The sequence below is a fragment of the Pollutimonas subterranea genome (genome assembly GCF_002849655.1).
GTDB lineage: Bacteria > Pseudomonadota > Gammaproteobacteria > Burkholderiales > Burkholderiaceae_B > Pollutimonas > Pollutimonas subterranea.
In genome coordinates this window covers 12,254-34,761 of sequence record NZ_PDNW01000020.1, presented here as the reverse complement: position 1 = coordinate 34,761, position 22,508 = coordinate 12,254, and the positions used below count along the sequence as shown (strand labels likewise).

Below are 22,508 nucleotides of genomic sequence, written 5' to 3'. Positions count from 1 at the left end.
AGGCCCTTACACCGCTTCTTCTTCGCCCAGGTAGGCAGCCCGCACCTTGGGATCATCCAGCAACTGGCCGGAAGGCCCTTGCAGGATGATTTGCCCCGACTCCATGACGTAACCGCGATTGCTGGTCTCCAGCGCCAGCTTCGCGTTCTGCTCGATCAGCAGGATCGTGACACCTTCCGCGGCGATGGTCCGTATGACCTCGAAAATTTTCTCGACCATCAGCGGCGCGAGCCCCATGGAGGGCTCATCCAGCAGCAGCAGGCGCGGCTGGGAGATCATGGCACGGCCCATGGCAAGCATCTGCTGCTCTCCCCCCGACAGCGTGCCCGCCGATTGCCGGCGCCGCTCGGCCAGGCGCGGAAACAGATCCAGTACCCGCTCCGTGTCCCGCTGGACTCCCGCAGCGTCATTCCGGCTGTATCCGCCCATGGCAAGGTTCTCTTCTATCGTCAATTGGCCGAAGATGCCCCGGCCTTCGGGCACCATGACCAGACTTTGACGCACCAGCATGTACGAAGGCGTACCCACTATGGATTTGCCGTCGTAGAGTATCTCGCCGCCGGACACGGGAACCAGGCCGCAAATAGCGCGCAAGGTCGTGCTTTTTCCGGCGCCGTTCGCGCCAATAAGGCTGACCAGTTCGCCTCGGCCTACAGTTAAATCCATGGCCCGCACAGCTTTGATACCGCCATACGCGACGTCAAGCTGCCGGATTTCAAGCAAATTATCGGCTTGGCTCATTGCATGTCCTTTGTGGTGGCGCCGGCCGGTGCTTTCGCGGCCTCGCTGGCCGCTCCCGCGCCTAGATAAGCCTCGATAACTTTGGGATTGCGCTGCACATCGGCAGGCTTGCCTTCGGCAAGCACTTTGCCATATTCCAATACCAGCACGCGATTGCACAAACCCATGACCAGCTTCATGTCGTGTTCGATAAGCAGGACGGTAACACCGTCATCGCGTATCTTTTCGATGAGGCGGCGCAGCACTACGGTTTCTGACGCATTCATACCCGCGGCGGGCTCATCCAGGGCCAGCAAGGTGGGTTCGGTGGCAAGCGCCCGCGCAATTTCCAGCCGACGCTGATCACCGTATGGCAAAGACTGTGCAACGTCATTGGAGCGGTGTCCGATGCCCACGTAATCGAGCAACTGCTGGGCACGCTGCTCGATGGCCGCCTCTTCATCACGGGTACGCTTGTTCCGGCTGATGGCCCCCCACAAACCTGCGCGGGTACGGATATGCCGTCCTATCATCACATTCTCGATCGCGCTCAGGTTGCCGAACAACCGTATATTCTGGAAGGTCCGGGCGATGCCCACTACCGCAATCTGGTGCGGCTTCAAGCGTGTCAGTTGATGGCCCATGAAATTGCAGTTGCCGGATTCCGGCACATACAAGCTGGTCAGGACGTTGAACAACGTGGTCTTGCCGGCCCCGTTCGGACCAATAAGCCCGTAGATATCGCCCTTGCAAATAGAGAAACTGACGTCGGACAAAGCCTGCAAGCCGCCAAAGCGTTTGTTCAGCTTATTGGCCACCAGCAACAGGTCTGGCATGGAGCGGACGTCTTTATTGATAGCGGCGGGAATCATGCCTGCCCTCCTTTTGCCCCGGTAAGCTCACGACGGCGCACCGCCGAAGGCCAAAGTCCGGCCGGTCGGAATATCATTACCAGTACCAACGCAAAGCCGAACAACAGCATGCGTATGCCTTCCGGATCGACGATGACATCGCCGAAAACGGCTTGCTGTATGGGCACCACGATGGCGCGCAGGAACTCGGGGAATACCGAGAGCAGAATGGCTCCAAGGATGACACCCGGAATATTGCCCATGCCGCCCAACACCACCATGCACAAGACCATGATGGATTCGGTCAGGCTGAAGCTTTCCGGACTGACGAAACCTTGCATGGACGCGAACATGGCGCCGGCGACGCCGCCGAAGCTGGCGCCCATGGTGAATGCCAGCAACTTGATATTGCGCGTGTTGATGCCCATAGCCTTGGCGGCGATCTCGTCTTCACGCACGGCTTCCCATGCGCGGCCTATGCGCGAGTTCTGCAGCCGCGCGCATATGACGACAATGATGATCGTAAGCAGCAACAGAAGGTAGTAGTACTTCTCAGGGCCGGTGATGCGAAGGCCAAGAATCTCTTGCGAGCGGCCAAAATCGAATCCAAATATTGAAATATCATCGATGCGGTTAATGCCTTGGGGCCCGTTGGTAATGTTGATGGGCGCATCCAGGTTGTTCATGAAGATACGCACGATTTCGCCGAATCCCAGCGTGACGATGGCCAGGTAATCGCCACGCAGCTTCAGCGTGGGTGCTCCGAGCATCGCACCGAAGAAGGCCGCCAGCACCACACCGGCCGGCAGGACCATCCAGAATGGCAAGTGCAAGCCAAAATGCGGCGAGGCCAGCAAGGCCCATACGTAGGCGCCCACCGCATAAAACGCGATATAGCCCAGGTCAAGCAGGCCGGCGAAGCCGACGACGACGTTCAGGCCGAGCGCCAGCATTACGTACAACAGCGCGAAGTTCAAGGTGCGGACCCAGCTCTGGCCCGCCATGCCCAGGATGAACGGCAGGATCGCAAGGACTACGCCGAACAAGGCGATCCCCAGCCACACCTTCAGCGACACACCCGAACGGGTAGCGGCATTTTGCGTGCTCATGCGCGGTCTCCCACGCGCTCGCCGAGCAAGCCGGACGGGCGGAAAACCAGAACCAGGATGAGCACGATGAACGAAAAGACATCCTGGTAGTTGCTGCCGAAGACGCCATTGGTGAGGTTTCCGATATAGCCGGCGCCCAGGGACTCAATGATGCCCAGCAGCAAGCCGCCCAGCATCGCCCCGCCCAGGTTGCCGATGCCGCCCAACACTGCGGCGGTGAACGCCTTGAGGCCGAGCATGAAGCCCATGGTGTACTGCGCCACGCCATAATAAGTCGTGACCATGACGCCGGCCACGGCGGCCAGTGCGGACCCGATCAGGAAAGCTGCGGATATGACTGTATTGATGTTGACGCCCATGAGACCGGCGACCTCGCGGTTCTGGGCCGTCGCGCGCATGGCGGTACCCAGTCGCGTCCGGTGCACCACGAGCAACAGGCAGGCCATGATGGCGGTGGCGATCACGATAATACTGATCTGCAGCAGGCTGATGCGCGCGCCGCCTATGGGGAAGACCACGGGTTCGATGACGTGGGGAAAGCTGAGGTAGTTGCGTCCCCACACCATCATTGCGATATTCTGGATAATGATCGAGACGCCGATCGCTGTAATGAGGGCGGCCAGGCGCGGTGCGCGTCGCAAGGGACGATAGGCGTAGCGCTCGGCGAGCCAGCCCAGCGCCATGCAAACAGGAATTGAAACAAGCAGGGCAATGACGATGGCGAGCCATGCCGCCATGCTGCCCGGGTCTGCGCCGATAAGCGTTACCACCAATGTGGTCGCTACCATCGCGCCAACCATGACCACGTCGCCATGGGCGAAATTGATCAGGCCTATGATTCCATAAACCATGGTGTAGCCAAGGGCAACCAGGGCATATACGCTGCCCACAGTGATGCCATTGATCAACTGTTGTATGAGAATGTCCATGCTTTATGACTCTAGAAATGGGGCCGGCACCGCCGGCCCGAAAGGGACTGCAATAAAACAACGTCGGGTTAGTTAGCCTTGCTGACCATGGTCTTGACCATTTCCCATTTGTCGTTCTTTACCTCGTAGATGGTGACTGAAATTTCCTTGAGGTCGCCTTTTTTGTCATAGGCAATGTTCTGGCTGGTTGCGCCCGAGCGCTGCAACGATGCGAGTTTCGGCAGGTAAGCCTTTGGTTTGGCTGAACCGGCCTCTTTCATGGCCGTGATCATGTTCCACGCGCCGTCATAGGCATACGGTGCATACACGCCGGGCTCGACCTTGAAGCGTTCTTTGTAGTTGGACTGGAATTTCTCACCTGCCGCCATCTGCTTCAGCGGCACCCCGGCGAGCGACGCATACGTGCCGTTGGCGGCTTCACCAGCCAGCTTCAGGAACGTGGCGCTACGTGTCATTTCACCGGAAACCAAAGGTGCCTTGATGCCCAGCGTGACCATTTGCCGACGCATCGGACCCGACTGCGCATCCAGGCCACCAAAGAAAATGGCGGCCGGTTCCTTGGACTTGATATTGGTCAGGATGGAGGTAAAGTCATTGGCTTTATCGGTGGTGTACTCGCGTGCTATCACCTTGCCGCCGGCTGCCTCGACGGCCTTGGCAACCTGGTCGGCCAGGCCCTGGCCATACGCGGTCCGATCGTCGATCAGGGCAACCGTCTTGGCGCCCAGCTCGTTGACAATGAACTGCCCGGCTGCGGCGCCCTGCTGCGTGTCGCTGGTCATCATGCGAAAGGTGGTGTCGTAGCCCTGATCGGTATATTCGGGCGACGTGGCCATGGCTATTTGCGGCAAGCCTGCGTCGTTGTAGACGCTGGACGCGGGTATTGTGGTACCCGAATTGAAGTGCCCCAGCACGCCGTTTACTTCCTCATCCACGATTTGCTGTGCAACCTGCACGGCCATACGGGGGTCGGCCTGGTCGTCACGGGAGACCAGTTCGAATGTTGCCGGCTTGCCGTCGAGCTGGATATTCTGTTTATTGGCCTCTTCGAGTGCAAGCGTAAGACCATTTTTCATGTCCTCGCCATAGTGCGACTGAGGGCCGGTTAGCGGAGCGGCAAAGCCGAGCTTCACGACCGTATTCTCGGCCGCGTGGGCCGGGCTGAACGCAAAGCCGGCCATGACGGCGGCTGTTGCGGCTAAAAGCTTGAATCCTTTAGTGGACTGCATGTTTATCTCCGTTATTTAAGAACGCGTAGTATGCCTGCTGCGAGTAACACCACGAATTAAACCAAAAGTACAACCCATTTATAATGGGTCGTAACCCTTAAAAGAACTTCTTCCCTATTTGCAGGCTCTGCAATCAGCCCACCATCATCAAGCTGGCGTTGCCACCCGCCGCGGCGGTATTCACGCTAACCGAAACTTCACGCAGCAAACGCTCAAGGCGATACGCCGCGCCGGCTGCCAACTCGTCGCTGCTCAGGCCCTGTACGGAAACAATGGGACCTTGGCGTTGCGCGACATTCTGATTAAGCTCCCGCAACGTATCGCTGTCGCCTTCGAACAGAACCGCCTGATAATCGCCATGTTCGACCTCGTCGCTGCTTACGAGCCGGATTGATTTTTGCTGCTGCGCATTGCATGCGGCATGGAATGCGTGACCTGCCGCTGTATCGAGCAGGGACATGCGATTACCCGTGCTTGCACACGCTTCAAACTGCCTGGACGCGCCGGTCTCGGTCGCCGCGACGCACAGGACAGTGCCGCGCGGCTTGACGTAGTAAAGGTTGCTCTCGCCGGTAGGGCCATTGAGAGCGAGTGGTTTGGCGTCAATATGGTCCGGTGTGCACCATGCCGGCAGACCCTGGGGCGACCGCGCAAGCAAACGCAACAGGTACATGGGGCCGCCCGCCTTGGGACCCGTGCCCGAGAGCCCTTCACCGCCAAATGGCTGCACGCCGACGACCGCGCCGACGATATTACGATTCACGTAGATATTGCCGGCGTGTATGCGCTCGGATACACGTGCCACGGTTTCGTCCAGCCGCGTGTGCACGCCAAAAGTGAGCCCATAGCCCGTGGCGTTGATCGCGTCGATCATGGCATCGAGTCCGTCGCGCTCGTACTGCACAACATGCAGGACGGGGCCGAACACCTCTTTCTTCAAGGCCGCCACATCGCTTATTTCTATGATGGTGGGGGGAACGAAAGACCCATGCAGGCATTGGTCATCCAGCACGAGCTGGTCGACGCGATGTCCCGCATCACGCATGGCCTGAATATAGGCCTGAATATCGGCTTGCGCCTGTACGTCGATGACCGGTCCTACATCGGCAGACAGGACGTCGGTGCGGCCTACCTTCAATTCCTGCATGGCGCCACGCAACATCGTCAGCACATGCCCGGCACAGTCTTTCTGGACACACAGCACCCGCAACGCGGAGCATCGCTGCCCTGCCGAGTCAAAGGCGGAGGTCAATACATCGAACACGACCTGCTCGGCCAAGGCGGACGAGTCCACGACCATGGCATTCTGACCACCGGTTTCCGCAATCAGCGGGATAGGATGCCCCGCGTCATCCAAGCGTTGGGCGAGCGTCCTGGAGATAAGCCGGGCCACATCCGTAGAGCCGGTGAACATGACTCCCCGCACATCGGGACTGGCTACCAGCGCCGCGCCCACGGTCTCCCCCTTGCCGGGCAATAGCTGCACGGCGCCGGCTGGAACGCCGGCACGGCGTAATACGGCAACCGCTGCGGCGGCGATCAAACTGGTCTGTTCGGCGGGCTTGGCCAGCACGGGATTTCCCGCGGCAAGCGCTGCCGCCACCTGTCCGGTAAAGATTGCCAATGGAAAATTCCAGGGGCTGATGCACAAAACAGGCCCCAATGGACGATGGGTATCGTTGGAAAACGAACCTTCGATCTGGGCGGCGTAATAACGCAGGAAGTCGACGGCTTCGCGCACCTCTGCAATAGCGTTGGAAAGCGATTTACCGGCCTCGCGAACGATCAGCCCCAACAATGGCTGCATCTCGTCCTCAAGCATTTGCGCGGCTCGCACCAGACATTGTGCGCGTTCACCGACCGGGGTCGCCTGCCAGATGGGGGCCGCATGAACGGCGGCCGCCAAAGCCGCTTCCACATCGGCCTCGTTCGCTTCAATGACTTGCCCCACCACGTCCCGCCGATCCGCCGGATTGCGTACCACCTGCGCACGGGACTCGTCCCATACCGCATTGTCGTCGCCCAGCATCGGAGCAGCGCGCCAACCATGACCCGCGCTACCCAGGAGCGCTGCCGATAAGGAGCTCAACCGTTGTTCATTGGAAAGATCCATGCCCGCCGAATTCAACCGGCCATCCGCGTTTTCGAGCAGGTGCCTGGGCAGGGGAATTTTTTCGTGGGGAGCACCAAGAGGCTGGATGCGCATCGCCGATTGCACAGGATCTGCAATAAGCGAATCGACAGCCAGCGTCTCGTCACCGATCTGATTCACGAATGACGTGTTCGCCCCGTTCTCCAGAAGTCGGCGCACGAGATACGCCAGCAGCGTTTCATGCGTACCCACCGGCGCGTAGATGCGGCATGGCCGGTTCAGCTTGCCTTGGGCAAGAGGGCCGGTGACCTCGTCATAGAGCGGCTCTCCCATACCGTGCAGGCACTGGAATTCGTACTGGCCGGGATAATAGTTTTGCCCAGCCATGTAGTAGATCGCCGACATCGTGTGGGCGTTATGCGTGGCGAACTGTGGGAATACAGATTGCGGCGCGGCCAATAATTTGCGCGCGCAAGCGAGGTAAGACACATCGGTATAGAGCTTGCGCGTGTAGACGGGATATCCTTCCAGCCCATCAACTTGCGCGCGCTTGATTTCCGTATCCCAATAGGCGCCCTTGACCAGCCGCACCATAATGCGATGCCCGCTGCGCTGGGCAAGGTCGATGACATAGTCAATGACGAAAGGGGCACGCTTTTGATAGGCCTGGATGACGAAGCCGATGCCGTTCCACCCCGAAAGTTCCGGATCGAAGCACAAGGCCTCCAAAAGATCGAGCGAGATTTCCAGGCGGTCTGCCTCTTCGGCGTCGATATTCAGGCCAATGTCATAGCTGCGCGCCAGTTTGGCCAACGCTGTCATGCGCGGAAGGAGTTCCGCCATGACGCGTTCGCGCTGGGCCCGCGAATAGCGGGGGTGCAAGGCGGAGAGCTTTATGGAAATACCCGGCCCTTCATAAATACCGCGGCCTTGCGATGCCTTACCGATGGCATGTATGGCCTGCTCGTACGAGACGTAGTAGCGCTGCGCGTCATCGGCGGTAGTGGCCGCCTCGCCCAGCATGTCGTAGGAATACCGGAAGCCCTTGTCTTCAAGCTTGCGGCTATTGGCGATGGCGGCCGAAATAGTCTGCCCGGTAACGAACTGCTCGCCCATCATGCGCATGGCGATATTCACGCCTTTGCGGATGAGCGGCTCGCCGCCCTTGCCGATAAGCCGCGTCAGCGCCTTGGAAAGAGACTGCTCGCTGTTGACACTGACCAGCTTGCCCGTGAGCATCAGCCCCCATGTTGCCGCATTGACAAATAAAGATGGCGACTCGCCCATATGGGATCGCCAATCTCCGTGGCTGATCTTGTCGCGTATGAGTGCATCGCGGGTGGCACGATCGGGTATGCGAAGCAAGGCCTCGGCCAGACACATCAGCGCCACGCCTTCCTGGCTGGACAGGGAAAATTCCTGGATCAGGCCTTCGACGCCTCCGCCTTTGCGCTTGCCGCGCAGTGCCTCCACCAGGCGGCGCGCCAGGACATGGACTTCCTGAGAATGCGCGGACCGCGCCTGGTCGAGCAAGACCGGCAGGCACTCCGTTTCGGGGCGACGATAGGCGGAAGTAATAGCGGCGCGCAATACGGATTGCGGCTGCACATCCTGTGCGAACTCGTAAAAAGGCAGGACGGGTTCGGACGATGTAGTGATGTCGCCGGGCGTATCATCGTCGTTGTTTAGAAAAGCGATTTCAGCGGGCAGCTGTCCCCGCTCGATGGCATCGATATAGGCCAGAACAGCCTGCTTATGCAACCAATGTGGTGTGCATCCCAGCTTCGCGGCCGCAATCTTCAATCGCTCGCGCAGCGTTTCGTCCACTTTGACACCCAGCGTGGTTGTTGCCATAGCCTATCCCCGTATTACCTTTTTTGATCGAGCAGCGGCGCGCGTGCGGGCGCCTCTTCTGCTTCAAATTCCCGCTACAAGCGAGAAAGGAATACTAAACAGGTTGTACTCATTTTTGTACTATGGTTAACCCTTGCTACCGATTTTTTCTAAGAGGTACAACCTTTGGTATCCACACCGGCGATCTGGCGTGCATCCGCCGGCTTCATCAATTGCGCCGCAATCAACGCCGCGAGTTTCTGCAGGGCCTCTTGATGCCCCGCAATCAATGCCGACATGCCCGTCTCGACCGGTACCTGAACCTCGGCGCGACATATTATTGTTTTCTTGCCCCGTTGGTGAACGGGCGTGAGACGCCATGTCGCATCCAGTACCGCGCGCTCGTTATAGACGGAATCGAAACGCTGTACCCGCACATTGATCCGCCATATTGGCAGGGACTCAGGGGTTCCCCCGGAAGCAATATCCAGTACGCCAAGCTGGCGCGACAGCGCATTGGACAAGGCATTCCGTATCTCATCCGATAGTGGCGATGCCCATAGCGCGCTATTGAGCGGTGTAACCTGCGCGGCATTCGCATCATTGATCACAATCTGGGGGCGGTCAACCTGCTCTGGCAGTTCTACGGGCTGGACACTGATTGCAAACTTCGGCGACGCCTTGGTTTCCACGGCGGAGGAATCGGCCACCGTGGAGGCAGGCAGCAAGGTGTAGTACTGTCTTGTTGGGCTGGCGCAGGCAGCCAGCCCGGCGATCAGCAATACGGCATAAAAAATTCGGCCTGGATTCATTCTTTTCCTAAGGGCTGACGGGCACGGGATCGCGGGCGGGCCCGCGCAAGATCGCCGTAGGGTGGGTTTGCAAGTAATCAGCCAGGGCGCGCAGCGACTTCGCCGCCGCGGTAAGCTCGCGCAAGCTGCCCTCGATGTTGTCATTCATGGCCGACCCCGGGGCCAATAACTTATCAACGCGCGCTAGGGAGCTCCTGGCTGCCTTGAGCATCGCGCTGGCCTGAGGTGCAACCTTGTCGTCGAGACTCGCCATCAATTTGTTGGCGGACTTCAAGCTTGCACGCAAATCGTTGCCGATTCCCTCAAACGGAATGGTGTCGATCTTGGCGACAATACTGCTGATTTGTTGCTGCAATCGGTCGAAGTCACCCGCGATCGTTGGCAGTTCCATAGGCGAGGACTTGCGGTCAACAACGACGGGCGTGGCATCCGGGTAGAACTCGAGCGCCACATATTGTTGACCGGTCAGCAGGTTGGCGGCTCGCATTTGCGCTCGCAATCCGCGCTCGATCATGAATCGCAATAAGTTCAGGCCCGGCTCCTTGGCAGCTGGATCATGCTTGATCACATTTTGGTAGGCGGCGCCGAAGCGCAGCGGATACAGCTCGCCCTTCACCAACGCATAGAAGGACTTCTCCTTTGCATCAAATTCAAGATCGATGTCGATTACCCTTCCAAGCTCCAGCCCGCGGAACTCTATCGGCGCCCCGACTTTCAGGCCACGCACGGATTGGTTGAACTTCATCTCGATGTTCATGGGAGAACCATCGGGATCGGCCATGGCATGAACCTGCGTATCCGCAAGCGTAAACACATGGTCTGAACCAGCGCGCTCGGGAGAGGTGCCATCGTCGGGTGCTGCGAACGCCACCCCCCCGGCCATGACCGAGACGATCGAACCGGTCTGCACATTGAAACCGTCGGCACTCAAGGAAACGTTGATGCCACTGGCATTCCAGAACCGGGTGTTCTGCGTAACGAACTGGTCGTTGGGCTTGTCGACAAAAACCTGGATGGCAACCCCTTTACCGCTCTTGTCCAGGTCGTAGCCCACCACCTGGCCGACTTCGATACGCCGATAGTAAACAGGCGAGCCGATTTCAAGCGAACCGAGATCCGGGGCAAGCAAGGTAAAACGGGTCCCGGCACGCCCGCTGGCAATCTCGGGCGGCTTCTCCAGTCCGATGAATTCGTAGACGGATTCATCATCTTCATCAGCCTCGTCACCGCGGGCACCCGCATCCACGCCAATATAAGCGCCCGACAGCAAGGTACCCAGGCCCGAGACACCGCTGATTCCCAGACGTGGCCGCACGACCCAGAAGCGGGTACCCTCCTGCGTGATGTACGAAGACCCTTCACGGTTCAGTTGGGCATCGACCAACACTTTGGTACGGTCAGGCGCTACTTTGATACCGGTAACCTCACCGATGACTACGTCTTTATAGCGAACCTTCGTTTGACCTACCTCCAGACCATCGGCGGATTCAAAGCTGATTGTGATGGTGGGCCCGGTATGCATCCAGTCGCGCACCAGCAACGACACACCCACCAATGCCGCAACCAGCGGCACCAGCCATATCCATGAAAAGCGAGCCTCGCGCGGCGGCTTGATATCGGGCTTGGGCAAGCCCGTCGCAGTACGCGTCGGGTCGCTGGTGCCGGCCGGTTCGCTGGATGGAGGTGTAGGCGAGTCAGGTGGCGTTTGATGATCTGTCATACGATTCTTTTAAGACTGCGTTGTGCCAGGCGCTGCCTGCCGAGAGGAGCCACGACGCAAATGCATCGTGCGAAAAGGGTGCATTTCCGCTTGTCGATCCCAGCCTCGACGCGGATCATAGCTCATTGCCGCCAACATGGTAAGGATGACCACCAAGCCAAAACTGGCCGCGCCAGGCCCTGCGATGACTTGCGATATGCCGGGGAAATTGGCCATGGCCGACATAAGCACCACGACAAAGACATCCAGCATGGACCACTGTCCAATAAACTCGACGAGCTCATAAAGCCGGGTGCGCTGGCGTTGAATTCGCGGCCCGCGCCATCGGCGGTTGAACAAGAGCACCATCAGGGCGAGTATCTTCGTCATGGGAACGACAACGCTGGCCACAAAAACAATCAGGGCAAGATCCCAGGAGCCCAGGTACCAGAGCTCCAGTACGCCGCCCAATATTGTGTGGGCGCTCTCGCCCGTAGGCGTGCGCACATGCATGACAGGCAGAACGTTGGCGGGTATATAAACAATGCCTGCCGCAATGACCAGCGCCCAAGCGCGCGATGAAGCATTGGGCCTACGCGCGTGAATCCGGGCATCGCATCGGGCACAGGTACACGAATCGTGTTCCGGCGGCAGATTCTGTACATAGCCGCAAGCGCTACACGATGCGACCGATCTGTCCTCGGCGATATCGGGCTTCGACGCGAGTACCAGCTTGGAATCCTCGGCATAGCGCCACAAGCGCTCGGCCGTAACACGGCTCAACCCGGTAAGCAAAAAGGCAAGGATCGCAAAGGCCCACAAGCCCGGCCCCGGAGCCAGGGTGGCAAGGCCTGCGAACTTGACCATCGCGACGAGCATGCCGAGCATCATCACGGGAATCATGTTGCTCCATGGCGCCAACATGTGAAGGAAACGCATGCCATGCCGGAAATCCGCCGGCAGTCGCCCGGAACGGACGGACATCAAGGCCCAAAGCAGGATCGTCAGTTGGGTGAACGGCAGCCAGAAACCGAACAGGCCCGTCATGATGGCCAGTACTTCGTGGCCTTGAACCCACGTGAGCCACAAGGCTCCGGGAAACGACGCCCTTACCGTCTGGCCCTGGATGTTCAAGATGGCGACAGGAAAGTAATTGGCAATGGCGAAGATCGGCAGCGCGCCTGTGACCAACGCCAGCCAACCTGAAATCGGCACTGCGCTACGTCGATACAAGACGTACCCGCAACGCGTGCACTTAGCCATTGCGCCCGGTTCGATGGGCGTGCGTTCGTGCAGCGTTGCGCAGTGATGGCAAGCAACTACTGGGCCTTCACCCATCAATCGACGAGCTCAGGTTCCGGATGCGATGGCGATGCATGGTTGGACTTGCTCGGTTTTTCTGGCTTGTCGGAAAAGACCAGCTGGACTTTGCCGTCTTGGTCGAGACGCACCTCGACGTGACCGCCATCGGCCAGGCGACCAAAGAGCAGCTCGTCGGCCAAGGCACGACGTATGGTGTCCTGAATGAGCCTTTGCATCGGACGTGCACCCATGGCAGGATCGAAACCTTCCTTGGCGAGGTGTTCGCGCAGCTCTTGCGAGAACACGACATCGACCCGCTTCTCGTGCAACTGATCTTCGAGCTGCATGAGGAACTTGTCGACCACGCGCATGATGATCTCCCGCGACAGCGGTGTGAAGCCAATGATGGCGTCGAGCCGGTTACGGAATTCGGGCGTGAACAGGCGCTTGATATCGGCCATTTCGTCGCCCGTGCGGGCAGGCGCGGCGAAACCGATGGTGCTGCGATTAAGCGCTTCGGCGCCGGCATTCGTGGTCATGACCAGAATCACATTGCGGAAGTCTGATTTGCGGCCATTGTTGTCGGTAAGCGTACCGTGATCCATGACCTGCAAAAGGATGTTGTACACATCCGGATGGGCCTTTTCGATTTCGTCCAGCAGCAGCACGCAATGCGGCTGCTTGCTGACGGCTTCGGTCAGCAGACCGCCCTGGTCGAACCCGACGTATCCGGGAGGCGCACCAATGAGACGCGACACGGTATGGCGCTCCATGTATTCCGACATGTCGAAGCGCAGGAGTTCAATACCCAGCACAAACGCCAATTGCCGCGCGACCTCGGTTTTGCCCACGCCGGTAGGCCCGGAGAACAGGAAGGAACCAATAGGCTTGTCGGGACGCCCCAACCCGGACCGCGCCATTTTTATGGCGGCGGACAAGGCTTCGATGGCCGAGTCCTGACCGAAGACCACGGTCTTGAGATCGCGTTCCAGGGTGGCAAGCTTGTTGCGATCATCGTTGGAGACGCTTTGCGGTGGAATGCGGGCAATCTTGGCGACGGTAGCCTGCACCTCGGCCTTGCCGATGACCTTCTTTTGACGGGAGCGCGGCAATAGCCTTTGCGCGGCGCCCGCCTCGTCGATGACATCAATGGCTTTATCAGGCAGGAAGCGATCATTGATATGGCGAGCGGCCAGTTCAGCCGCGGCGGTAATGGCGGCCGCCGAATAGCGCACGCCGTGGTGCGCTTCGAAGTGCCCTTTCAGGCCGCGAAGAATCTGGATCGTTTGCTGGACGGTGGGTTCGGCCACGTCGATTTTCTGGAAGCGGCGCGACAAAGCGTGGTCTTTTTCGAAGATTCCGCGGTACTCGTTATATGTCGTGGCGCCCATGCATTTGAGCTGGCCCGAGGACAGGGCCGGCTTGAGCAAGTTTGAAGCGTCGAGCGTACCGCCCGATGCGGATCCCGCGCCAATCAGCGTGTGGATTTCATCGATGAAGAGAATGGCGTGGCTATTATCTTTGAGCGATTTGAGCACGCCCTTGAGACGCTGTTCGAAATCACCCCGATACTTGGTGCCAGCGAGCAATGCGCCCATATCCAGGGCGTAGACTTCTGCGTTGGCCAGGATTTCGGGCACATCGCCTTGGGTAATACGCCATGCCAGACCTTCGGCAATGGCTGTCTTGCCTACGCCGGCTTCACCCACCAGCAAGGGATTGTTCTTGCGACGGCGGCACAGCACCTGGATGACACGTTCGACTTCGTGCTCGCGCCCGATCAGGGGGTCGATACGGCCTTGGCGCGCTTCCGCATTCAGGTCGGTCGCGTAGAGCTCGAGCGGTGATTTCTGCTGGTCGGACTTGGCCTCGGCCTCGATGGCTTGCGACTTGGCAGGCTCGGGCGCAGGCTCTTCGTTGACCTTGGTGATGCCATGCGACAGGAAGTTGACCACATCCAGGCGAGTAATGCCCTGCTGTTGCAGGAAATAGACGGCGTGGGAGTCTTTTTCGCCATACATGGCGACCAGCACGTTGGCGCCCGTGACGGTGTTCTTGTTGGAATTGCCCGACGAGACGTGCATGATGGCGCGTTGAATAACACGCTGAAAACCTAAAGTAGGCTGCGTGTCGACCTCGTCTTCGCCCGGAAACACCGGCGTATTTTCATTGATGAACTTGCGAAGTTCTTGACGCAAGACGTCAATATCGGCCGAGCAGGCGCGTAGCACCTCGGCAGCGGCGGCGTTGTCGAGCAGGGAGAGCAGCAAGTGCTCTACGGTAATAAATTCATGTCGCGCTGTGCGGGCCTCGACAAAGGCCATGTGCAGGCTGACTTCAAGTTCTTCGGAAATCACGCTTCCTCCATACATATCGGAGCGGACAAACAATTCGATAAATCTTATTCTATGACTAAATCGACCTTGCGTATCAACATTAACAAAAGAGTTATCTTACTGTGACCGGACGGCACCAAAAGCGCCGCCGATAACCTTACTATACCTGTACTTGTTGCCCGTTGCGCGGTCCCCTGCGGGCGGGCGTATCTGGCATGACGCTAAGCTTCAGGTGCGGGCTCCATCACGCATTGCAAGGGGTGTTGGCGCGCATGTGCCAACTGACGAACCATTTCCACGCGTGTAGCAGCAATATCGCGGGGGTATACACCGCAAACCCCGCGGCCTTCGTGATGAACCTTCAGCATGATGCGTGCCGCCTCGTCTTCGGTCTTTCCAAAAATGCGTTGCAACACGACGACGACGAAGTCCATCGGCGTGTAATCATCGTTCAGGAGCACCACCTGATACATGGGCGGCGGCGCAAGCTTGGCCGCTTGACGATCCAGAACCGTATCGTGTTGGTTTTCGGTTTGAGTAGCCATGACAATACTAGTGGTTTCCATAGTTGACGGAATTAGCGGAAATTGCGCATGATCTCGTTATTCTGACTGCTGAGAGGAGTATTGGCATGCCAGAATCAAGCAGGCTTAAGCTAACCCTTGTAGTCAAGTTTTAACCCTATACTATAGTCGAGAGGCAGTCCGTATGTCTGATACAACCGCAACCTCTGCACCAGGGGACACCCAGAAGCTGACAGGAACCGTCAAATGGTTCAATGATGCCAAGGGTTTCGGCTTTATTACCCCTGACAACGGGGGCGAAGACCTTTTCGCACATTTTTCATCCATCCAGATGAACGGCTTCAAGACCCTGAAAGAAGGTCAAAAAGTCGCTTTTGAAATTGCCCAAGGGCCGAAAGGCAAACAAGCACTTAATATTACGGCTGCCTGATCTCACTCAATAACCGGGTTTGCTTCTAATAACAATGCATAAATTTTATCTGTTAACAGGGCTTTCGGGCCCTGTTTTTTTTCGCACCCTCATCGCTTTGATCCTGACCGGGCTGGCATTGGTGCCGGCTATGACACGAGCCATGTTGCTGCCCACTGCGCAGTTGATGGTGGATACGCATTCCATAAGCGCGGAAATCGCCGCCACGGACGAAAGCCGTTCCCGGGGATTGATGCAGCGGCAAAGCCTGCCCCCTGACCACGGCATGCTATTTGTCTTTCAGGAAGTCGGCAAGCCGTGCTTCTGGATGAAAAACACCCCGTTGCCGTTATCAATTGCGTTTATCGATGCGCAAGGCGTCATCGTCAATATCGCCGACATGCAGGCGCATAGCCTGGACTCGCATTGCCCCGCAGGGCCTGTCATCTATGCGCTTGAAATGGAACAGGGCTGGTTCCGGCAGCACCAGGTAAAAGCCGGGGCGTCAGTCAAGAACCTGCCCCGGCCGTAATAGGCCGCCTCGAGCCGGACCTGGCAGCGCAGCCACACGCCGCCAGCCCGATGCCTTATACGCGTTCCAGAATTACGGCAATGCCCTGACCTACCCCTATGCACATGGTGCATAGGGCATAGCGTCCGCCCGTGCGATGCAACTGATTGACCGCGGTAATGGCGAGGCGAGCGCCGCTGGCGCCCAGGGGATGGCCCAGGGCAATCGCACCACCATTGGGATTGACCCGCGGATCATTGTCATCCAGCCCGAGCAAGCGCGTTACCGCCAAGCCTTGCGCCGCGAAGGCTTCGTTCAGTTCAATGACGTCCATCTGGTCAATGGTTAGACCGGCGAGGGCCAGGACTTTCTGTGATGCGGGCGCCGGCCCGATACCCATGATGCGAGGTTCGACGCCGGCTGTCGCCATGGCCACGATGCGCGCACGGGGCACAAGGCCTTGTTCGCGGGCCATGGCTTCGGAAGCCACCAGCAGGCCGCAAGCGCCATCATTTACGCCTGACGCATTGCCCGCGGTAACGGTGCCGTCGGGCCGCACCACCGGCTTGAGGCGCGCAAGGCTTTCAAGCGTGGTTTGGCGTGGATGCTCGTCGGTATCGACCACGATAGGGTCGCCTTTTTTCTGCGCAATCAGCACAGGGACGATTTCGGATTTGAATACGCCGGCAGACTGCGCCGCCGCGGTCTTGGTTTGGCTGGCCAGGGCGAAAAGGTCTTGGTCGGCGCGCGAAACCTTGAACTGGTCAGCGACGTTCTCGGCCGTTTCGGGCATGGAGTCAACACCATACTGCGCTTTCATCAATTTGTTGACGAAACGCCAGCCTATGGTGGTGTCGTAGATCGATGCGCTGCGGGAAAATGCGGTTTCGGCCTTGCCCATGACGAATGGAGCACGACTCATGCTTTCCACACCGCCGGCAATGACAAACTGGGCATCGCCCGAACGGATGGCACGCGCTGCGGAACCGATGGCATCGAGGCCCGATCCGCACAAACGATTGATGGTGGCGCCAGCCACTTCAATGGGCAAGCCGGCCAGCAAGGTCGCCATGTGAGCCACGTTGCGATTGTCTTCACCCGCCTGATTGGCGCAACCGAACAAGGTGTCATCAACGCGCGCCCAATCCACATCGGGATTGCGCTGCATCAAGGCCTTAAGCGGAACAGCGGCGAGATCATCGGCGCGAACCGAGGCAAGTGCGCCGCCGTAGCGGCCAAAAGGTGTGCGAACAGCATCGCAAATGAAAGCTTGAGTTGTCATGGTTAAACCCGGAATCAAGAAAAGAGAAGTGCTGGAATAGATAGGCCCGAAGGCGGCGGCAGGATGGTGCCGCCGCGGTCTGACTTATGTTAGCGCATTCGTCGGGCCTGCTTCGAGATCCCGGACCGGCCGTCCACGAGACGGTCGATTGACGAGCCGGTAGTGTGCTGCTTGGTTAGTTCGGGCGTTCAAATTCGGATGCATGGGCTGGTCAGGCAAGGCGCAAACCGCAGCGATAGCGTTTGCTATCGCGAGGATTTGCAACGCAGGATGGCCAGTCCAGGCGCCGAAGTTGAATATTCGAATTAGCCAAACAGCACACTAAATGCGGAATCAGGCGAGGTTGGATGTGGCGAATTCCCAGTTCACGAGATTCCAGAAGTTTTCCAGGTACTTGGGGCGCGCATTGCGGTAGTCGATGTAATAGGCGTGCTCCCAGACGTCACAGGTAAGCAGCGGTATGTCGGACGTTGTGATGGGCGTTGCTGCATTGCTGGTATTGACAATATCCACCGAGCCATCGGGCTTCTTGACAAGCCATGTCCATCCCGAACCGAAGTTGCCCGCTGCCGACTTGTTGAAGGCTTCTTTGAAAGCATCCACACTGCCCCACTTGGCATTGATGGCCGCCAGCAGGTCGCCGGTTGGCTGTCCGCCGCCATTGGGCGAGAGGCTGTTCCAGTAGAAAGTGTGGTTCCAGACCTGGGCCGCATTGTTGAACACGCCGCCCGACGACTTCTTGACGATTTCTTCCAGGGAAGACGATTCGAACTCAGTGCCTGCAATGAGGTTGTTCAGATTGGTGACGTATGTCTGGTGGTGCTTGCCATAGTGGAACTCAAGCGTTTCCTTGGAGATATGGGGAGCCAGAGCGTCGAGTGCATAAGGGAGCGGGGGTAGCGTAAAAGCCATGTCTAAAATTCCTTAAAAATAACCAATCGGAGCACAGTACCGTGCCTGGCAAAGATTCGGCGCTTAAAGCAAAGCGTGGACCTGTATCACATCGACGTTCAAGCGGCCTTGACCAAGCTCAACGCCAAGCTGTTCGCCAACGCTCAAGTCTAACGCATTTTTAATGATTTTCCCCTCTTCGTTACGGACGATGGCATAGCCGCGCCCGAGTATCTGATGCGGACTGAGTGCCTGTAGTGTCTGCGTGGCGGCCGCGAGCTTTTGACGCTGCTGCTCCAGCCGGCGCAAGGCCGCATCGGAGAGCCGTTGCGCCTGCCGGTCGACATGTAGACGTAGCTCGGCGAGACGCGGCTGCGCGTGGGCGAGCCTGGCTTTTGCCAGCGCCAGGCGGGCTGTCTGGCGCTCGCGGGGAGCGGAAGCCGCAAGCGCCAGCCGATTTTTCAAAGCATGCAGGCGCTCGTTCTGGTGTTGCAGGCGCTGTTGGGGAGAAACTAATCCAGCCACTGCCCGATCCAGCCGCAAGGCGGCCCGCTCAAGCAAACGATGATGCCTGAGGGTCAGTGCGCTGAACGCCGCGTCCACTTGCGCCAGGCAGGAGTCCCGGGTGCGGCAGCATAACTCGGCGGCGGCGGTGGGAGTGGGTGCGCGCAAGTCTGCAACAAAGTCCGCGATGGTGAAGTCAGTTTCGTGCCCGACTCCGCAAATGACCGGTATCGGGCTGGCGGCGATGGCGCGTGCCAGCGACTCGTCGTTGAAACTCCACAAGTCTTCCAGGCTGCCACCACCGCGCACCAGCAACAAGGTGTCGACTTCATTCCGGGCGATTGCCTGTTGGAGCGCCTGCACCAGCTTGCCCGCTGCGTCGGCGCCCTGCACGGGTGCCGGATAGATGATCACGGAGATATGCGGCGCTCTGCGAGCCAGCGCAGTCAACACATCGCGCAGTGCGGCGGCGGCCATGGATGTAACGACCCCCACGGCCACGGGCATGGTTTTGATCGGACGTTTTCGTACTGGGTCAAACAGACCTTCGGCCGACAGCTTTTCCTTCAGCACCATGAACGCTTCGTGCAAGTCGCCCCGGCCGGCGCGTCGCATGCTTTCAACCTGCAGCTGATAGTCGCCGCGTGGCTCGTAAAGCGTCACATTGACACGAAACTCAAAACGCTCACCCGGCTTGGGTACGAATCCAACGGCCACGGCACGGCCGCGAAACATGACAGCCTTGACAGCGGCCCCCTCGTCCTTAATGGAAAAGTACCAATGACCGGAGGCCGCCTGGGTGAAATTTGAGATCTCGCCTTTTACCCAAATTCGAGAAAAGTTGCCTTCCAGAAGCTGGGCGACGCGGCGATTGAGCTGACTTATCGTCCAAACGCCATCATCTGCAGGGGTTGTACCGCTTGTATACATAGAAAAATCCGATTGAAAACAACTTCTGTCCACAGATATCTGCGTTTTGTCAAATGAATGAAATATCAAGCCGATTAGGCGTACAGATAAAAAAGTGGTTTAGAACAAACATGTATATGATTGATCTATAAGGATAATTAAATAATGTGAAAAGTGAGCGCTAATTGCCCATTGAACCTTGAAGCCCACGAACTAGCGGATGTCGGGAGGGTTATGCACAGAATTATCCACAGTTTCTGTGGATACCCTCGGGAGAGCCCCAATCCACGCCATTTGTCCTATATCTTTCCAGGTTTTGCGGTCGTTTAGAGGACATCGGAGTCGCATATCCAAGTCAAACCGCCAGACCGGGCCGGAATACGCAGCAACACGAGCACGCCTTCAACTGTAAAATGCCCTACTTGAAATTCACGTACGGAGATAATCTTGCTGGAAATCATTCATGCGGCAGGCTGGCCCATATGGCTGCTGATAGCAACCTCCGTTCTTGGCCTCGCCTTAATCATCGAGCGAGTCCTGTCGCTGCGCACGGGCCTTATCCTGCCACGGCGCCTTCCCGGACAAGCGCTGGATCTGCTGCGTCAAAAGAATAATAACCCCGAAGCGGTCTTGCGCATGGCCGGCACTTCGCCCCTGGGCCGGGTACTGGCCGAGGTGCTGGTCAACCAGAATGAACCGTCCATTGTCCGGCAGTCGGCTATCGAAGATGTGGGCAAAGACGTGGCCCACAGGTTGAACCGGTATCTGCCTGCCTTGGCAACCATCGCCGTCGTCGCGCCGCTGATGGGGCTATTTGGAACCGTAGTGGGCATGATCGAAATCTTCGGCTCGTATACACCCGCTGGAGGTGATCCTGCGCAACTCGCGCGCGGCATCTCCATCGCCTTGTACAACACGGGATTCGGCATCATGATTGCGATTCCCGCCCTGATTTTCCATCGTTACTTCCGTTCGCGCGTCGATCACTTTCTGCATCAGATGGAACGCGAAGCCAGTGTGCTGGACCGGCTGGTCAGCCGCGGAGCGGGTCAATGAACTTTCGGCGGCGGCAACCTGATGACGAGCCTGAAATCAACCTGATTCCGCTGATCGACGTATTGCTGGTCATCCTGATCTTTCTTGCTGCGACCACGTCGTTCACTCGCTTTAACCAGATAAAGGTCGCACTGCCCGAAGCCCATGCCGATGCCGCCGAATCCGATGCCCTCAGCATCGCGGTCAGCCAGGAAGGGCTGTATGCCCTGAACGGGCAGCTTCTGTCCGACAATACCGTGCAGGATCTTGCGCAAGCCCTGCGCGCCGGCGCTGGCGCCAAAGAAGAAGCCGTGCTGGTCATTAACGCCGACGCCCAAGCCAGCCATGAATCGGTCGTGCGGGTCATGGAAGCGGCCCGGATTGCCGGAATTTCGCGCGTGAATTTCGCCGCCCAGAGTCCTCCTTGAAGACGCCCACCTTCCTAAGTCGCGCACTGCATGCCGCCTGGCAACGTAAAGGCCTGTTGAGTGCCGCACTTTTGCCCTTATCCCTCCCGGTGCTGGCGGCGACCGCCTACAAGCATCGGCGTTATCTGCGCCGCCCGGACTTGGTGTATCACAGCCGCTTGCCCGTGGTCGTGGTCGGCAATATCTATGTGGGTGGCACCGGAAAAACCCCGGTCGTCATGGCGCTGATACAGGCTCTTCAGGAACGGGGCTGGCGCCCCGGCGTCATCAGCCGCGGCTACGGCGCCAAGGTGGGTGACCATGCGCGGGCAGGCACGGGAAAACTGGATCCTTCGGAATTTGGTGACGAACCGGCATTGATCGCGCGTACCACCATGGTCCCGGTTTCCGTGCATCCCAGTCGGGTACTCGCCATCAAGAAGCTTCAGAAAAACTACCCCGAAGTCAATATCGTGATTGCCGACGATGGCCTGCAACACCTGGCGCTTGGCCGCGATATTGAAATCGTCGTCCAGGATGCCCGCGGGATAGGCAACGGCCGCGTCATACCCGCCGGCCCTCTGCGCGAACCGGCCTCACGCTTGCAGTCGGTGGATTACCTGATCAGCAACCTCCACGGTGACATGGCAGCGCCCGCGAACATCGCGAGCATGGCTCGCCAGCTAAGCATGCGGTTAACTCCCGCCACTGTCACGAATCTGGTCACCGGAGCATCTCTGGACTGGTCTTCATGGCGGACGCAGCACGGCACCGACTCGATCAGCGCCGTAGCCGCTATCGGACAACCTGAGCGCTTTTTCTCGATGTTGCGGGCCGCCGGGATCACTCTGGATCGTACCTGCGGGCTTCCCGACCACGACCCCTATGACGCATCTCCATTCACGGATTTGGCATCCTCCCATATCCTGATCACGGCGAAAGACGCGGTAAAGTGCGAACGTTTCAACGATGCGCGCCTGTGGGTGGTGCACCCGACCCCGGTATTTTCCGACCCGGACTGGCTGGACCTGATCGACCAGATGCTGCGGTTCATCGCCACCCGGAAAGAGACGATGGCTGCACAGCGCCGCAAGCATTAAACTCTGTCTTTTAATCCATTGATT

The 22,508-nt window shown here is 58.5% G+C and carries 19 protein-coding genes; 5 read left to right on the top strand and 14 right to left on the bottom strand.

Annotated elements, in window-relative coordinates; genetic code table 11:
• Positions 1 to 6: 6 nt before the first annotated feature.
• The 11 genes from CR159_RS18150 to clpS all read right to left on the bottom strand — a co-directional run bounded on the left by CR159_RS18150 (position 7) and on the right by clpS (position 15,457).
• The gene (locus CR159_RS18150; RefSeq protein WP_102075373.1) at positions 7 to 741 is read right to left on the bottom strand and encodes an ABC transporter ATP-binding protein; all 735 of its coding nucleotides are present in this window, start codon (positions 739 to 741) and stop codon (positions 7 to 9) included.
• Positions 738 to 1,592, bottom strand: coding sequence for an ABC transporter ATP-binding protein (locus CR159_RS18145; protein WP_199173365.1), 855 nt, complete (start codon positions 1,590 to 1,592; stop codon positions 738 to 740). The genes CR159_RS18150 and CR159_RS18145 overlap by 4 nt, the downstream gene beginning before the upstream one ends.
• Positions 1,589 to 2,680, bottom strand: coding sequence for an ABC transporter permease subunit (locus tag CR159_RS18140; protein WP_102075372.1), 1,092 nt, complete (start codon positions 2,678 to 2,680; stop codon positions 1,589 to 1,591). The genes CR159_RS18145 and CR159_RS18140 overlap by 4 nt, the downstream gene beginning before the upstream one ends.
• A complete protein-coding gene (locus CR159_RS18135; RefSeq protein WP_102075371.1) occupies positions 2,677 to 3,609 on the bottom strand; it encodes a branched-chain amino acid ABC transporter permease in 933 nt (310 codons plus the stop codon). The genes CR159_RS18140 and CR159_RS18135 overlap by 4 nt, the downstream gene beginning before the upstream one ends.
• Positions 3,610 to 3,677: 68 nt before the next feature.
• Positions 3,678 to 4,838, bottom strand: coding sequence for a branched-chain amino acid ABC transporter substrate-binding protein (locus CR159_RS18130; protein WP_102075370.1), 1,161 nt, complete (start codon positions 4,836 to 4,838; stop codon positions 3,678 to 3,680).
• Positions 4,839 to 4,971: 133 nt separating this feature from the next.
• Positions 4,972 to 8,784, bottom strand: a complete 3,813-nt coding sequence (gene putA / locus CR159_RS18125; RefSeq protein WP_102075369.1) for a trifunctional transcriptional regulator/proline dehydrogenase/L-glutamate gamma-semialdehyde dehydrogenase — start codon at positions 8,782 to 8,784, stop codon at positions 4,972 to 4,974.
• Between the two features lie 149 nt (positions 8,785 to 8,933).
• A complete protein-coding gene (locus tag CR159_RS18120; protein ID WP_102075368.1) occupies positions 8,934 to 9,575 on the bottom strand; it encodes a PqiC family protein in 642 nt (213 codons plus the stop codon).
• 7 nt (positions 9,576 to 9,582) lie between these two features.
• On the bottom strand, positions 9,583 to 11,295 hold the full coding sequence (locus tag CR159_RS18115; RefSeq protein ID WP_102075367.1) for a PqiB family protein: 1,713 nt from the start codon (positions 11,293 to 11,295) through the stop codon (positions 9,583 to 9,585).
• Between the two features lie 9 nt (positions 11,296 to 11,304).
• Positions 11,305 to 12,537, bottom strand: coding sequence for a paraquat-inducible protein A (locus tag CR159_RS18110; RefSeq protein WP_233208394.1), 1,233 nt, complete (start codon positions 12,535 to 12,537; stop codon positions 11,305 to 11,307).
• 74 nt (positions 12,538 to 12,611) lie between these two features.
• The gene (gene clpA, locus CR159_RS18105; protein WP_199173366.1) at positions 12,612 to 14,948 is read right to left on the bottom strand and encodes an ATP-dependent Clp protease ATP-binding subunit ClpA; all 2,337 of its coding nucleotides are present in this window, start codon (positions 14,946 to 14,948) and stop codon (positions 12,612 to 12,614) included.
• A 185-nt stretch (positions 14,949 to 15,133) separates the two neighbouring features.
• Complete coding sequence (gene clpS / locus CR159_RS18100; RefSeq protein WP_102075364.1) at positions 15,134 to 15,457, bottom strand: ATP-dependent Clp protease adapter ClpS; 324 nt, start codon at positions 15,455 to 15,457, stop codon at positions 15,134 to 15,136.
• 163 nt (positions 15,458 to 15,620) lie between these two features.
• On the opposite strand from clpS, the gene CR159_RS18095 reads away from it, so the two are divergent.
• Both CR159_RS18095 and CR159_RS18090 read left to right on the top strand, forming a co-directional pair.
• Positions 15,621 to 15,866: a cold-shock protein gene (locus CR159_RS18095; RefSeq protein ID WP_073104075.1), complete on the top strand. Its 246-nt coding sequence runs from the start codon at positions 15,621 to 15,623 to the stop codon at positions 15,864 to 15,866.
• Between the two features lie 142 nt (positions 15,867 to 16,008).
• Entirely contained in the window at positions 16,009 to 16,377 is a 369-nt protein-coding gene (locus CR159_RS18090) for a DUF192 domain-containing protein (RefSeq protein ID WP_233208392.1), read from the top strand.
• Positions 16,378 to 16,432: 55 nt separating this feature from the next.
• On the opposite strand, the gene pcaF is transcribed toward CR159_RS18090, so the two are convergent.
• The 3 genes from pcaF to xseA form a co-directional block, all read right to left on the bottom strand.
• A complete protein-coding gene (gene pcaF / locus CR159_RS18085) occupies positions 16,433 to 17,638 on the bottom strand; it encodes a 3-oxoadipyl-CoA thiolase (RefSeq protein WP_102075362.1) in 1,206 nt (401 codons plus the stop codon).
• Positions 17,639 to 17,971: 333 nt separating this feature from the next.
• Entirely contained in the window at positions 17,972 to 18,550 is a 579-nt protein-coding gene (gene sodB, locus CR159_RS18075) for a superoxide dismutase [Fe] (protein WP_102075360.1), read from the bottom strand.
• Positions 18,551 to 18,613: 63 nt separating this feature from the next.
• The gene (xseA, locus tag CR159_RS18070) at positions 18,614 to 19,963 is read right to left on the bottom strand and encodes an exodeoxyribonuclease VII large subunit (RefSeq protein ID WP_102075359.1); all 1,350 of its coding nucleotides are present in this window, start codon (positions 19,961 to 19,963) and stop codon (positions 18,614 to 18,616) included.
• Positions 19,964 to 20,389: 426 nt separating this feature from the next.
• On the opposite strand from xseA, the gene CR159_RS18065 reads away from it, so the two are divergent.
• Genes CR159_RS18065 through lpxK form a run of 3 tightly spaced genes read left to right on the top strand, consistent with a single transcriptional unit; the run spans position 20,390 to position 22,484 of the window.
• Positions 20,390 to 20,998 (top strand): MotA/TolQ/ExbB proton channel family protein, encoded by a 609-nt coding sequence (locus CR159_RS18065; protein ID WP_102075358.1) that lies wholly within the window; start codon positions 20,390 to 20,392, stop codon positions 20,996 to 20,998.
• Complete coding sequence (locus CR159_RS18060; RefSeq protein ID WP_102075357.1) at positions 20,995 to 21,405, top strand: ExbD/TolR family protein; 411 nt, start codon at positions 20,995 to 20,997, stop codon at positions 21,403 to 21,405. The genes CR159_RS18065 and CR159_RS18060 overlap by 4 nt, the downstream gene beginning before the upstream one ends.
• The gene (lpxK, locus tag CR159_RS18055; RefSeq protein WP_102075356.1) at positions 21,402 to 22,484 is read left to right on the top strand and encodes a tetraacyldisaccharide 4'-kinase; all 1,083 of its coding nucleotides are present in this window, start codon (positions 21,402 to 21,404) and stop codon (positions 22,482 to 22,484) included. The genes CR159_RS18060 and lpxK overlap by 4 nt, the downstream gene beginning before the upstream one ends.
• Positions 22,485 to 22,508: the final 24 nt, after the last annotated feature.

Coding starts and splice junctions, on each gene's coding strand:
- CR159_RS18130 (WP_102075370.1), bottom strand. CDS start 4,838: ATGCAGTCCACTAAAGGATTCAAGCTTTTAGCCGCAACAGCCGCCGTC.
- CR159_RS18110 (WP_233208394.1), bottom strand. CDS start 12,537: ATGGCTAAGTGCACGCGTTGCGGGTACGTCTTGTATCGACGTAGCGCA.
- CR159_RS18140 (WP_102075372.1), bottom strand. CDS start 2,680: ATGAGCACGCAAAATGCCGCTACCCGTTCGGGTGTGTCGCTGAAGGTG.
- CR159_RS18090 (WP_233208392.1), top strand. CDS start 16,009: ATGTTGCTGCCCACTGCGCAGTTGATGGTGGATACGCATTCCATAAGC.
- CR159_RS18060 (WP_102075357.1), top strand. CDS start 20,995: ATGAACTTTCGGCGGCGGCAACCTGATGACGAGCCTGAAATCAACCTG.
- clpA (WP_199173366.1), bottom strand. CDS start 14,948: ATGTATGGAGGAAGCGTGATTTCCGAAGAACTTGAAGTCAGCCTGCAC.
- CR159_RS18120 (WP_102075368.1), bottom strand. CDS start 9,575: ATGAATCCAGGCCGAATTTTTTATGCCGTATTGCTGATCGCCGGGCTG.
- xseA (WP_102075359.1), bottom strand. CDS start 19,963: ATGTATACAAGCGGTACAACCCCTGCAGATGATGGCGTTTGGACGATA.
- CR159_RS18135 (WP_102075371.1), bottom strand. CDS start 3,609: ATGGACATTCTCATACAACAGTTGATCAATGGCATCACTGTGGGCAGC.
- clpS (WP_102075364.1), bottom strand. CDS start 15,457: ATGGCTACTCAAACCGAAAACCAACACGATACGGTTCTGGATCGTCAA.
- putA (WP_102075369.1), bottom strand. CDS start 8,784: ATGGCAACAACCACGCTGGGTGTCAAAGTGGACGAAACGCTGCGCGAG.
- sodB (WP_102075360.1), bottom strand. CDS start 18,550: ATGGCTTTTACGCTACCCCCGCTCCCTTATGCACTCGACGCTCTGGCT.
- CR159_RS18145 (WP_199173365.1), bottom strand. CDS start 1,592: ATGATTCCCGCCGCTATCAATAAAGACGTCCGCTCCATGCCAGACCTG.
- CR159_RS18115 (WP_102075367.1), bottom strand. CDS start 11,295: ATGACAGATCATCAAACGCCACCTGACTCGCCTACACCTCCATCCAGC.
- CR159_RS18150 (WP_102075373.1), bottom strand. CDS start 741: ATGAGCCAAGCCGATAATTTGCTTGAAATCCGGCAGCTTGACGTCGCG.
- pcaF (WP_102075362.1), bottom strand. CDS start 17,638: ATGACAACTCAAGCTTTCATTTGCGATGCTGTTCGCACACCTTTTGGC.
- CR159_RS18095 (WP_073104075.1), top strand. CDS start 15,621: ATGTCTGATACAACCGCAACCTCTGCACCAGGGGACACCCAGAAGCTG.